The sequence below is a fragment of the Bacillus sp. FSL R5-0286 genome, from assembly GCF_038593245.1.
Taxonomy (GTDB): domain Bacteria; phylum Bacillota; class Bacilli; order Bacillales; family Bacillaceae; genus Bacillus; species Bacillus altitudinis.
Window position 1 is genome coordinate 3,423,484 of record NZ_CP151977.1, and the last position, 12,536, is coordinate 3,436,019.

The 12,536-nt window shown below is 42.7% G+C and carries 12 protein-coding genes; 3 read left to right on the forward strand and 9 right to left on the reverse strand.

What is annotated here, in order from left to right; all coding sequences use genetic code 11:
• Nucleotides 1–38: 38 nt before the first annotated feature.
• Nucleotides 39–1,541: a cardiolipin synthase gene (cls, locus tag NST24_RS17710; protein WP_025208143.1), complete on the reverse strand. Its 1,503-nt coding sequence runs from the start codon at nt 1,539–1,541 to the stop codon at nt 39–41.
• A gap of 151 nt (nt 1,542–1,692) precedes the next feature.
• On the opposite strand from cls, the gene NST24_RS17715 reads away from it, so the two are divergent.
• Nucleotides 1,693–2,661, forward strand: coding sequence for a S66 peptidase family protein (locus tag NST24_RS17715; protein ID WP_163116002.1), 969 nt, complete (start codon nt 1,693–1,695; stop codon nt 2,659–2,661).
• Between the two features lie 530 nt (nt 2,662–3,191).
• On the opposite strand, the gene argS is transcribed toward NST24_RS17715, so the two are convergent.
• The 5 genes from argS to speE form a co-directional block, all read right to left on the reverse strand.
• The gene (argS, locus tag NST24_RS17720) at nt 3,192–4,865 is read right to left on the reverse strand and encodes an arginine--tRNA ligase (RefSeq protein ID WP_008343507.1); all 1,674 of its coding nucleotides are present in this window, start codon (nt 4,863–4,865) and stop codon (nt 3,192–3,194) included.
• Nucleotides 4,862–5,284: a DUF1934 family protein gene (locus NST24_RS17725; RefSeq protein ID WP_008343509.1), complete on the reverse strand. Its 423-nt coding sequence runs from the start codon at nt 5,282–5,284 to the stop codon at nt 4,862–4,864. Before NST24_RS17725 ends, argS begins: the two co-directional genes overlap by 4 nt.
• A gap of 124 nt (nt 5,285–5,408) precedes the next feature.
• Entirely contained in the window at nt 5,409–5,756 is a 348-nt protein-coding gene (locus NST24_RS17730) for a hypothetical protein (RefSeq protein WP_144667673.1), read from the reverse strand.
• Nucleotides 5,757–5,832: 76 nt separating this feature from the next.
• Complete coding sequence (gene speB / locus NST24_RS17735; protein ID WP_017360073.1) at nt 5,833–6,705, reverse strand: agmatinase; 873 nt, start codon at nt 6,703–6,705, stop codon at nt 5,833–5,835.
• Nucleotides 6,706–6,774: 69 nt separating this feature from the next.
• Nucleotides 6,775–7,605: a spermidine synthase gene (speE, locus tag NST24_RS17740; protein WP_058337041.1), complete on the reverse strand. Its 831-nt coding sequence runs from the start codon at nt 7,603–7,605 to the stop codon at nt 6,775–6,777.
• A 225-nt stretch (nt 7,606–7,830) separates the two neighbouring features.
• On the opposite strand from speE, the gene NST24_RS17745 reads away from it, so the two are divergent.
• Nucleotides 7,831–9,900 carry a transglycosylase domain-containing protein gene (locus NST24_RS17745; protein WP_342462063.1) on the forward strand — a complete coding sequence of 690 codons (2,070 nt, stop codon included), beginning with the start codon at nt 7,831–7,833 and terminating at the stop codon, nt 9,898–9,900.
• Nucleotides 9,901–10,025: 125 nt separating this feature from the next.
• On the opposite strand, the gene NST24_RS17750 is transcribed toward NST24_RS17745, so the two are convergent.
• Nucleotides 10,026–10,544 (reverse strand): YwhD family protein, encoded by a 519-nt coding sequence (locus NST24_RS17750; RefSeq protein ID WP_007497712.1) that lies wholly within the window; start codon nt 10,542–10,544, stop codon nt 10,026–10,028.
• Between the two features lie 12 nt (nt 10,545–10,556).
• A complete protein-coding gene (locus tag NST24_RS17755; protein ID WP_342462639.1) occupies nt 10,557–11,213 on the reverse strand; it encodes a site-2 protease family protein in 657 nt (218 codons plus the stop codon).
• Nucleotides 11,214–11,326: 113 nt separating this feature from the next.
• Here NST24_RS17755 and NST24_RS17760 point away from each other — a divergent pair, with 113 nt between their 5' ends.
• Complete coding sequence (locus NST24_RS17760; RefSeq protein WP_342462064.1) at nt 11,327–11,512, forward strand: 2-hydroxymuconate tautomerase; 186 nt, start codon at nt 11,327–11,329, stop codon at nt 11,510–11,512.
• Between the two features lie 52 nt (nt 11,513–11,564).
• On the opposite strand, the gene NST24_RS17765 is transcribed toward NST24_RS17760, so the two are convergent.
• Nucleotides 11,565–12,377, reverse strand: a complete 813-nt coding sequence (locus NST24_RS17765; protein ID WP_342462065.1) for a zinc-dependent metalloprotease — start codon at nt 12,375–12,377, stop codon at nt 11,565–11,567.
• Nucleotides 12,378–12,536 lie beyond the last annotated feature (159 nt).

Sequence of the window (12,536 nt, forward strand, 5' to 3'; positions counted from 1 at the left end):
ATACTAGATCAGGAAATGATTTCTTTCCCTGGAAACCCTCACAATACACCTGAAAACAATCGCGCAAACGATTCCTTTAAACGTTCCTTTAAGCCCCTTTTATAAAAATGAACCGGCCCCATTTGCTCACATTCTTTCATATCTTCCTCATAATGAGCCATCAATTGCTCGATCGGTTTCTTTGCCGCTGTAAAGACATTGACCTCAAAATTGAGTTGGAAGCTTCTCATATCAACATTGGCCGTTCCGACAGAGGCAAGTTCTCCATCTGCAATCATGACCTTTTGATGCATGAATCCTTTTTGATAGTGATACACCTTGATGCCCTCTTTCAAAAGCTCAGAAAAATAAGATCGTGTGGCGTATTGCGTGAGAAATCCATCATTAATCTCAGGCACCATCACACGAACATCCACCCCTCTTGTCGCCGCAATTTTTAACGCTGTGCGAATGGATTCATTTGGGACAAAATAAGGCGTCGCAATCCAAACAAATTGCTGTGCATTCGAAATGAGTGCGTCATATAAATCACTCATACTTTCCTTCATATCAGGTCCAGTCGGCACGACCTGAATGACATCTTCTCCTGTCACAGGATGCGGGGTGTGATACTTCGGATCATCAATTAACACTTCATCTGATACATACTCCCAGTCCAGCATAAATATGGAGTGAAGTGTCTGAACGGCTTCACCCTTTAACATCGTATGCGTATCACGCCAAAAGCCGATGTTTTCATCGCGTCCTACATATTCCTTCCCGACATTGAGCCCGCCAACAAATCCTGTTTCTCCATCAATAATCACGATTTTTCGGTGATTTCGGAAATTGAATTTTTGATTAAAGAATCCGTATTTTAATGGCAGAAAAGGAGCGACCTTTATCCCCGCCTGCTTCAATCGTTTAATATCTTTTCGTGAGAAGCGAATGCTGCCAGCCGCATCATAGATGAAGCGAACCTCTACTCCTTCTTTCACTTTTTCAATCAGGATCTCCATCATCCGGTGACCGAGGAAATCAGATTTGAACATGTAATATTCTATATGGATGAACGTTTTTGCCTTTTTTAATTCTTCAAAAATACGAGGAAAGGTTTCCTCTCCATTCTTTAAAATCTCCATATCACTATTTGTATTTACATGCATCCCTGTCGCTTTTTCTGTGTAATGAAAAAAAGCACGCTGATTATCGGTTAAACGCGTCTCATCCGGCTTACTCTCAAGCTCTGATATTCTGCGTAATTTTTCTCGGTTATACATTCTCTTTGATTTAAACAAATGTCCTTTGACATAAAGCTGCCCCGAGAACAAATAAAACATATAGCCGATGATCGGGAAAAAGATCAGTACATACATCCATAACAGCGTGTGCTGTGATGTCCGGTTCTCTAGCATAAGCGAAATAATACTAAATAAAATGATGGCGATATAACTAGCTGCGTAAAGCTGAAAACCCCACGCTGGAACCGGCCACCAAAACACCACATATGCCCCAAATATCATGAAATATAAAAATAGAAATTCCAGTCTCCTCTTTTTCACATTCTCCGCCCTCATTCTGTCTTTTTCTTTTCCATACCCTTTGCACAGCTCGTCTGAAACGCACGGTTTGCTGCTTTCTTTTAGCTTTTACAGACTGGAGCGTTTTGATCCGATATAATGGAAAATATGTGAAGGAAAGGACGAATGACTTATGCGTACACCATCTGCTTTAAAAAAGGGAAGCCACATTCGGGTAATTGCTCCAAGCCGAAGTGCCAGCATTTTATCAGAAGAAGGAATAGCTCAGGCGAAAAAACGTTTAGAGGCATTAGGGTTCACTGTTTCTTTTGGACAACACGTGTTTGAATGTGATCTGCATTCCTCTTCTTCTATTGAACACCGTTTATCTGATCTACATGAGGCATTCTCAAATGATGAAGTCGACGGCATTTTGACAGCAATCGGCGGCTTTAACTGCAATGAGCTCTTGCCTTATATAGATTATGATTTGATTCGTCAACACCCAAAAGTTCTTTGCGGCTACAGTGATATTACCGCACTTGCAAACGCCATTACCGCCAAATGTGACATGGTGACGTACTCAGGCCCTCATTTCTCCAGTTTCCAAATGGAACAAGGACAAGAGGAGCAGACAGCCATGTTTCAAGCGTGCGTGATGAGCAGCGAGCCATTTGATGTCACCCCTTCTACAAAGTGGAGTGATGATGCGTGGTATCTTGATCAAGTAAATAGGCAGTTTCATCCGACAACATGGGGGATTTATCAGGAAGGAACTGCTGAAGGCACCTTATATGGCGGAAATCTTTGTACACTGAACTTACTGCAAGGGACACCCTTTATGCCTCGCATCAAGGATGCCATCTTATTTGTAGAAGATGATGACTTGGTCTTTCCTGAAACATTCGCCAGAGACCTTGCCTCGCTTTTGCAGCATGCCGAATCCATTAAAGGGTTAATCATCGGACGTTTTCAAAAGAAATCCAAGATGACAGAGGAACATTTGAGGTTCATTCTAGATAAGCACCCAATGCTTCAACACATTCCAGTGATTTACGATGTCGATATCGGACATACACAGCCGGTCTTCACCTTGCCGATTGGCGGGAGTGCCGAGCTCTCCTGCGACGGCGGACAAATACAATGGCGTGTTCATGCATAAATAAAACCTAAAAAGCACCAACATATGGGGGTGCTTTTTCTATGCCAACGATTCTTTTTTAAAAATTTTTTTAGAAAAAGTGATCCAATCCTTCATCCCCTTCGTTAAGTAGATGTAAAAAGAAAAGAGAGGAGGCAAAAACATGTTCTCTGATGTACTTAGCCAATTATTCGATTCTATCTCTAACATTATCAATACACTTGGATAATCCCATTAACGCACACATACTACATGCTTGCCGAAGGGAGGATACAAACTATGTTTTCTGATGTACTTAGCCAATTATTCGATTCTATTTCTAACATCATTAACACACTTGGGTAATTCCTATGACACGCACATACTACATGCTTTCTGAAAGGAGGATACGCTCTATGTTCTCTGATGTACTTAGTCAATTATTCGATTCTATTTCTAACATTATTAATACGCTTGGTTAATGTTCAAAACCCGCTATCTCTCGAGAATAGCGGGTTTTTTATATAAAGAAGCCCCGCTCATAAAATAGAGCGGGGCTTTCCTTCATTCCACTACATCTTCTCTGGCGCAGATACGCCGATAAGTTTTAATGCATTCGCAAGCGTGATTTGTGTTGCTTTCATGAGCGATAGACGTGCTGTTGTTTTTGTTTCATTTTCAACATCAATGACCTTTTCGGCATTGTAGAAGCTGTGAAGGGCTGATGCTAGATCATAGATATAGTTTGTAACGCGGTGCGGAATACGTTTTTCTGCTGCTTCTGCTACAACTTCTGGGAAGCTGCCGATGATTTTCAGAAGATCGTATTCTTTATCCGACTGAATGTGAGAGAAATCTGCTTTTTCAAGGTTTGGCTCGTAGCCTTTTTCTTCCCCTTGACGGAGCATGCTGCAAATTCTCGCATGTGCATATTGTGCATAGTACACAGGGTTTTCGTTAGACGTAGAAATCGCTAAGTCTAGGTCAAAGTCCATATGTGTCGCCGCACTTCTCATCGCAAAGAAATAGCGAGTAGCATCTAAGCCCACTTCTTCAATCAAGTCACGCATTGTGACGGCTTTACCTGTACGTTTACTCATCTTCATCTTTTCACCGTTTTTGTAAAGGTGAACGAGTTGAATGATTTCGACTTCCAGTTTGTCCGCTGGATATCCAAGTGCTTGGATTGCCGCTTTCATTCGAGGAATGTAGCCGTGATGATCCGCTCCCCAAATGTTGATGAGCTGGTCAAAACCTCTATCCAATTTGTCCTTGTGATATGCGATATCTGGAAGCAAGTACGTGAAGCTGCCGTCTTTTTTAATCAGGACACGGTCCTTGTCATCACCAAAATCAGTTGAACGTAACCATGTTGCGCCGTCTTCTTCAAAGACATAGCCTTTAGCGCGAAGTGTTTCTAGCGCTGGTTCGATTTTTCCGTTTTCATATAAAGACGTTTCAGAATACCACACATCAAATGGGACACGGAAATTCTCTAGGTCGACACGTAGTTTTTCTAGTTCATATTTTAAACCGTACTCACGGAAAAATTTCATACGCTCTTCTTCTGATTCATGCACGAAACGGTCACCAAATTCATCCGCAAGTTTCTGCCCGATGCCTTTGATGTCTTCTCCTCTGTACCCGTCCTCTGGCATTTCTTTTTCAAGACCGAGCGCCTCAAAGTAGCGTACTTCTACAGATAGAGCAAGGTTATTGATCTGATTGCCTGCATCGTTGATATAGTATTCACGGCTCACGTCGAAGCCTGCTTTATCAAGGATGTTGCAAAGAGAATCTCCTACAGCTGCGCCGCGGGCATGTCCAAGGTGAAGGTCACCTGTTGGGTTGGCTGAGACGAATTCGACTTGCACTTTTTGACCGCCGCCTGTATTCGTTTCGCCATAAGCCTCTTTTGCCTCAAGAACAGCTGGAATAAGCTTTGTTAAATATTGATTGTTCATATAAAAGTTGATGAATCCTGGACCTGCGATGTCCAGTTTTTCAATTGACGCTTTGCCTTTGTCAAATGCATTCACAATGTCCTCGGCGATTTGACGAGGTGCTTTTTTCGCAATGCGGGCAAGCTGCATCGCCATATTGGTGGAATAATCACCGTGAGTTTTGTCTTTTGGCACTTCCAAAAGAACATCCGGCACCTGGCTTTCATCAGCAAGTCCTGCTTTGACGACTGCCGCAATGATTTCTTCTTTTAACGCATCTTTGACCTGTTCTGCGATATTCATGAACGTAAATCCTCCTTATATGAAATCGATAATGTATGTAAATGCTTTTGATCTTCACCTGTCAGCATATCGTACGTAATGTGTAGAAGCCCATTGTCTACATCAAGATCAATACCATGTGTGTGCACATCGAGCTGAAGTGTGCCAAATGGCATCGTGTAATGTGTCACGGTCGTTTCTCCAGTGAGAAAGCGCTGCTTCATTTGAATCGCACCTGATCTCATGACAAAAATTTCTTTTTCACTTATTTTGACAACAGTTTTTACTTGACCCATTTCATGTTCTTCATGGTAAGTGAGATACGTTTTGTCATTCTTCTCTTGATACGTTCCAGTTGTTCGGAATTCGATCGTTTCAGCCGGTTCCGTCTCTGGTTTCATCACTGACTTTACATGAATTGAAATTTGGTTTTGTGTCATTTTGCACTTCCTTTGCTAAGACCCGTTTAACTAAAATAGTATACCATAATCCCGATTGCCTATCATCCCATCATTTCTCATCTTCGTGTGGATGATACCCCCTTTTTGATCTTCACATGTCTCTTTAGAAAAAAAGAAAAATGAAGCTCACGCCTATCACGAGTCCAGTCTTGAGCCCTGCGCTTTTTCGATTAATGAGATAAAACAGTGCTTGGATACCTGAACTTGCCAAAAATGCCTGAAAGAAATCAAATGGGAGAAGATGCCCTTGCTTATAAACAAATAGCATCAACAGCGCTATGCCAGTGAGATAGAAAAAGCCTCGATCCTGAAACAGATGAACCATCTCATCCTTTGCCTCTTTTTTCGAGGTGAACGTGGGCGGACTCGCTGCAAGCTCTCTTTTCAGCGTAAGAAAGCCTGCCGCTAACACACATAAAGCGAGTAATACCATCAATACAGAAGAAAACACGACCTGCCTCCTTTATCATGTCACCAATGTAAAAAAAGAGCTTGTCCATATGAGATGACAAGCTCCTCTATCAATGTTATTTCACAAAACCAAGCAGCATTTCACGTAAAAGTTTGCTTGCTGTATTCGCCGTTTGATCGGAATGATCATATACAGGCGCTACCTCTACAAGATCTGCACCGACGACATGCACATCAGAACCAGCAATGGCATGAATGGATGCCAGCAGTTCTTTTGACGTAATACCGCCAGCATCTACCGTTCCTGTACCAGGTGCATGAGCTGGGTCAAGTACATCAATGTCAATCGTCACATACACTGGACGTCCTTTTAGCTTTGGCAATACTTGTTTCAATGGCTCAAGTACTTCAAATTTAGAAATGTGCATGCCTGCTTCTTTTGCCCATTCAAATTCTTCTTTCATCCCTGAACGGATGCCGAAAGAGTATACATTTTCAGGTCCAATAAGTCCTGCAACTTTACGAATCGGTGTCGAATGTGAAAGCGGCTCACCCTCATATTCCTCACGAAGATCTGTATGTGCGTCCATATGGATGATGGCCAAATCAGGGTATTTCTTATACATCGCACGGAAAACTGGCCAAGACACAAGATGCTCGCCGCCCATTCCTAATGGAAACTTCCCTTTTTCTAAAATGCTGTCGACATACTCTTCAATTAAATCTAAGCTTTTCTGTGCATTGCCAAATGGAAGCGGGATGTCGCCAGCATCAAAGAATGGCACCTCGTGCAGTTCACGATCTAAATAAGGGCTGTATTCCTCTAATCCAATGGATACTTCACGAATACGGTTCGGGCCAAAACGTGAGCCGGGACGGTAACTGACGGTCCAATCCATCGGCATCCCGTATAAAATGACTTTCGCATCTTCCCATGTCGGATGACTTCCAATAAACACTTTTCCTGAGTAAGCCTCGTCGAATCTCATACAAGATTCCTCCTTTTACGCTTCAAAAAATGCGCAAACGGTCATTTGCGCATTTCCACTTCGCTTGATTTATTTGATTAAGTCGCTCACAAATTTCGGCAGAACGAATGCCGCTTTGTGCAATTCTTTTGTGTAATATTTCGTATCGATATCAAAGAAGCGGCTGTCTTCTACAGCAAGTGGATCATACTTCTTAGAACCGATAGTAAATGTCCAAAGACCGCTTGGATATGTTGGGATATTCGCTGTATATAACTTGGTAATCGGGAAAATTTCTTTTACATCACGCTGTACATTTGTAATTAACTCAGGTGTGAACCAAGGGTTGTCCGTCTGTGCAACGAAAATACCGTCTTCTTTGAGTGCTTTTGAGATTCCTGCATAGAAACCTTTAGAGAACAGGTTCACAGCTGGTCCAACTGGCTCAGTTGAGTCAACCATGATCACGTCATATTCGTTTTCGGCTTCCGCAATGTGCATAAAGCCGTCTCCGACTTTCACCTCTACACGAGGATCGTCTAGTTTCCCAGCAATTGAAGGAAGGAACTTTTTCGAGTATTCAATGACCTTGCCATCAATATCAACAAGTGTCGCTTTTTTCACACTTGGATGCTTCAGGATTTCACGAATGACACCACCGTCTCCTCCGCCTACGACAAGAACATTTTCCGGGTTTGGATGAGTGAAAAGAGGAACATGTGCCACCATTTCGTGGTATACAAACTCATCTTTCTCTGATGTCATCACCATACCGTCTAAAAACAGCATATTACCAAACTCTTCTGTTTCCACCATTTCTAAATGCTGAAAATCTGTTTGTTCTGTGTGAAGGGTTTTGTTCACCTTCAATGTAATGCCAAAATTCTTCGTTTGCTTCTCTGTATACCAAAGTTCGCTCATTGTTCATCTTCCTCTCATCCAATAATAAACAAACATCTATTGTTAGCGCCTTTTATCGGCTATGACTATATCGATTGTCCAAGAAAAAAGTATAGTGGATTCATATCAAATTGTAAAGAACCGCATGAGATAACTTCATTTTTAAAGCACACCCTTGCAGTCGCCTGTTTAAAACGGTTTTCTTTGTCCCATACTGATAAAAAACCGTCAAAATGGGGGCTTTGCATGGACACAATCATGAGTAATAAAAAAATCCGCATGACCGTGAAAACGATTCGGGCCTGTTTTTTTATCGGCTTGCTCGCTTTTCTATTTGCTGGCACAGTCTTTTTGACGATTCTTTTACTAGCTAAGTGGCAAGGCGCTCCCTCTGTTCAAGTTCCCCAATCCACGACCATTTATGCAGCCGATGGGTCTAAACTTGGCGAATCGAGCTTTGGAGAAAAGAGATACTGGGTTCCGTTAAAGGACATGTCCCCTCATATACAGCAGGCAGTGGTCGCGGTTGAGGATAAAACCTTTTATCAGCATCACGGCTTTGATGTGAAACGAATGGCAGGTGCTGCGGTGGCAGATATTCGTGCAATGGCAAAAGTACAAGGCGCCAGCACGATCACCCAGCAATACGCACGAAATTTATATTTAGATCATGATAAAACATGGAAGCGGAAGTGGAATGAAGCCTTTTACACCATCCGCTTAGAACAAAACTATACAAAAGATGAGATATTGGAAGGATACTTGAACACCATTTATTATGGCCACGGCGCATACGGTGTGGAAGCGGCATCCCGCCTTTACTTTGGAAAAAAAGCGAAGAATTTAACTTTAGCTGAGTCTGCCTTGCTTGCCGGTATTCCAAAGGGGCCTTCTCTCTACTCCCCTTATGTGAATGAGGAGAAAGCCAGCGCAAGAAAGAATATGATTCTGAGGCAAATGCAAGAGGATGGCATGATCACGAAAAAAGCAGCTGCTGATGCCAGCAAGGAAAAGCTGTCCTATCGCCCGCTCAAACAAAAGCAGCTGCAAGCAAAGCAGGCCCCGTATTTTTATGATGATGTGATTCGCGAACTGAAACAAACACTGGGCTTAACCGAGGAACAAATTGAAACGTATGGTCTTCATATCGAAACGACCTTACAACCTGAATTACAAAAAATCGCTGAAAAGACTTTAACCAACATCATGGATTCTGAATCAGGTATCCAAATTGGTTTTACCGCCATTCATCCCCAGACAGGTCATGTCCTTGCCCTCATCGGGGGAAGAGATTACGAGAAAAGCCCATTCAATCGGGTCACACAAGCGAAAAGACAGCCGGGTTCAACAATGAAACCGCTTCTCTATTACATGGCTTTGCAAAATGGGTTTACACCAGCAACCGTGATGCGCAGTGAAGAAACCGTTTTTGAACTCGATGAGCAAGGAAGCGGCGCCGCTTATTCACCAAGCAACTATCACGGCTATTATGCCAATGACGGCATTACGATGCTTCAGGCTTTGGCTCTATCTGATAACATTTATGCGGTCAAAACCCATCTATTTTTAGGAATGGAACAGCTTGTACGTGCAGGCAAAACGTTTGGGATTCACGAAAAACTAGATCAAGTGCCTTCACTTGCGCTAGGTACTTCACCTGTCAAACCAATTGAAATGACCAATGCTTATGCGATGCTGGTCAATGGAGGAAAACGCGTCAAGCCAACCTTTATTACGAAAGTAACGGACGCAAAGGGCAACGTACTATTTGAGGAGAAACAAAAACGAGAGCAAGTACTAGATGAAAAAGCAGCATTTGTCACCACTGACATGATGTCAGGGATGTTCAATCATCAATTAAATGGCTATACAAGTGTCACAGGTCGTACCATTTCAAAAGATCTTACCAGAACGTATGGAGGGAAATCGGGGACGACAGGTGCTGACAGCTGGATGATCGGCTTCTCTCCCCAGCTCGTCACAGGTGTGTGGACCGGCTATGATAAAGGACGCACCATTGACTCGGTCAAAGAAACCGCCTATGCGAAAAAGATATGGGCTTCCTTTATGGAATCAGCCCTCTCAAACCAGCCAGCCTCCTCCTTCATGCCGCCAGACGGTGTAAAAGGCGTATATATCAATCCAAAAACCGGTGATCTCGCAGGCCCAGGATGCGAATCAAAGGTATTCACGTATTTTATAGAAGGAACGGAGCCGACCAGTGTCTGCTATGGTGCCGAGAACAAAGCTTCTGAGCAAGACAAAGCTCAAGATCAACAGCCTAAGAAATGGTGGGAAAAGTGGCTGAAACGTTAAAAATGGACATGAAAAACCCCGAGATCTGCATCTCGGGATTCTCCATGTCCTAGCTTTAACACCAGTTTACTGAAAAAACGACTGGAATTGGTATCCATTCATCATTCTTCACAAAAATTTCACAATTACTCAGGAACAGCCAATCCTTCTTTTAATTCATCTGTAGATGCTTCCCATAACGCTTCATTGTGACTCTTCAAGAAATCAGCGAGCACCTTTTTCGAACCATCATCCATATGACTGACAACGATTTTACGCTTCATGGATTTATCCATTAAATTCACATGCTCAGGAAGCGACTTATATCCTCTGCGGATCGAGCGGTCAACTGTCATTTCACAAGCTGTGACTCCTGCATAATATGGCCCTTCTTCTCTGCGGTCAATCGTCACCCATACGAGCCAATACGGTTTTCCGTTAGGTACCTCTTCTTTGGTTTTTAAAAATTTAATTCCTTTTTCGACGGCACTTCTTGCATGCATCGCACCAATATCAATGACGGCTTCCTTTTCCTCCACATCAATGATCACCGGCGAGATATTATCAAGGCTGAGGGCACCTGCACCAAAGCCTCCATGTCCATCCGTTGCATCTGTTTTTTTAATGATATTAAAACCAATTGGTTTCTTCTTTTTACCTTCCATTCATTAAACCTCCTAAAGCAGCGGCTTCAAAATAAGTCCAAACCATTGAATGATTTGATCCCGCATTTCGATCAACGGACCAAAAATAAATTGTCCTAGCGGCGTAATCACAAATATCAGAAAAATGATAATCCCATATTGTTCAAATTGCGTCATTTTTGCCCGGATACGGGGGCTGACGACGTCCTCAATAATACGATACCCATCCAGCGGTGGAATTGGCAATAAGTTAAACAAGAACAAAATGACGTTCAAGTTAATAAAGATTCGGAAGAAATAATCGACCCCCGGCTCAAAGCGCATGAGCGACTCCCCGCCAAATTTCTGAAGAAGCACATACACAAAGAAGCCTAGAAACGCCAACACCAAGTTACTTAATGGGCCTGCAATCGAGACGCAGATTCCTGCTAAGCGCGGGTTTTTGAAATGGTACCGATTCACAGGTACAGGCCTCGCCCAGCCAAACCCAGCCACAAAGATCAAGATCGTCCCGAAAATATCAAGGTGCTTCAATGGATTGAGCGTCAGTCTCCCTTGATTTTTAGCTGTCGGATCTCCAAAACGATACGCAACATATGCATGCGCCAGCTCGTGCATCGTAAAAGCCACAACAAGCGTAATGGCGACATATGGAATCAGTTCTAATGGATAAACAAGAAATTGGTCCAAAGGCATGAATCCCTCTTTCTTTCTATACAATGATTTACTTCATTCAGTATACTATAAGAAGTCCCTTAAACTAAAGGGAAGCGTAGCACTACAGGAAAAAGGAGGTTGCCATCATGCCGATTATCACCGTTCAAATGCTTGCAGGAAGAACAGATGAGCAGAAAAGAGCTCTTGTGGAGAAAGTCACAGATGCCGTTGTTGAAACAACAGGCGCAGGTGCAGAGAAAGTCTCTGTCATTATTGAAGAAATGAAAAAAGAACATTATGCTGTAGCAGGAAAGCGAATGAGCGACCTGTAAGCATATAAAAAGGACAAACACTTTTTCGGTGTTTGTCCTTTTTTCTCTTACCTTATCTGTACCAAGCTTTATTACGGTTCACCTGATTTTTATGAGCCGCATCGAAGAAATCGACAGTGTAGGAATAATCATAATTCATTAAGCAGACAATGCCGCTTCCTTGAGGGTCGTGCGGTAAGCCAAAGTTATGGCCGTATTCATGCGTAGCCGCTTTTGCTGTATTCGCTGTTCCTTGGTCAAGGTTAACGGCGAATGCACTTCCGCTTGGTGCACTATTGTAGACATAAGCGATTCCGCCAGCATCAAAGTTTGGATTTGCTGTAAATCCTGTGACAAAATCGTATCCTCTGCCATCAAAGCTGCGCTGAAGGTTAGACAAAATTTGTGATGCATTTGATCCTGAAGACGTCCAAGATCCTACGGCTTGTACGACAAAGTCCACATCATGATCACGGTTAAATGTCACATCCGCTTGCTCAATGATGCTGACAATGCGCGTCTGCCAATCACTATATTTCGCACGATACTGCGCATCAGCTACTGCATAGACGGTCACTTTCTGACTGCCTGTACTAGCTTTTGTTGAAATCGAATCTCCTGTATTTGCTTTAAAGGTTCTAGACCCTACCTGTTTACCAGACTCGTCTAAAATTTTTGTTGTCACATCTCTTTCAATAGGAGGTGCCTTCGTCAAATCTTTAAAATCGTTTGCCTTTGGCAACCCTTCACTAATATGTGTTTCGAACGGTGCATGACCATGATCATGCCCATGACCTGCACTCGTAACTGGTGCAGAAGCTGAACTTACCCCCGGTAACAAACTACCTACCAATAAAAATGACAAAAAGACTGAACGCTTTTTCATTCCTATCCCTCCTTTGTTTTTCACAAGGTTATATATTCACTGAAAATTCACCATTTTCCTTCTATTCAGCCAAAAACAGGGAATTGGATATACAGGAAGGAAGTCGAAACATGTCATTTTCACTAATTTTTCGGATATTTTGACACACATTTTATCAAA

Coding starts and splice junctions, on each gene's coding strand:
- NST24_RS17715 (WP_163116002.1), top strand. CDS start 1,693: ATGCGTACACCATCTGCTTTAAAAAAGGGAAGCCACATTCGGGTAATT.
- argS (WP_008343507.1), bottom strand. CDS start 4,865: ATGAATATCGCAGAACAGGTCAAAGATGCGTTAAAAGAAGAAATCATT.
- NST24_RS17725 (WP_008343509.1), bottom strand. CDS start 5,284: ATGACACAAAACCAAATTTCAATTCATGTAAAGTCAGTGATGAAACCA.
- speB (WP_017360073.1), bottom strand. CDS start 6,705: ATGAGATTCGACGAGGCTTACTCAGGAAAAGTGTTTATTGGAAGTCAT.
- speE (WP_058337041.1), bottom strand. CDS start 7,605: ATGAGCGAACTTTGGTATACAGAGAAGCAAACGAAGAATTTTGGCATT.
- NST24_RS17745 (WP_342462063.1), top strand. CDS start 7,831: ATGGACACAATCATGAGTAATAAAAAAATCCGCATGACCGTGAAAACG.
- NST24_RS17750 (WP_007497712.1), bottom strand. CDS start 10,544: ATGGAAGGTAAAAAGAAGAAACCAATTGGTTTTAATATCATTAAAAAA.
- NST24_RS17760 (WP_342462064.1), top strand. CDS start 11,327: ATGCCGATTATCACCGTTCAAATGCTTGCAGGAAGAACAGATGAGCAG.
- NST24_RS17765 (WP_342462065.1), bottom strand. CDS start 12,377: ATGAAAAAGCGTTCAGTCTTTTTGTCATTTTTATTGGTAGGTAGTTTG.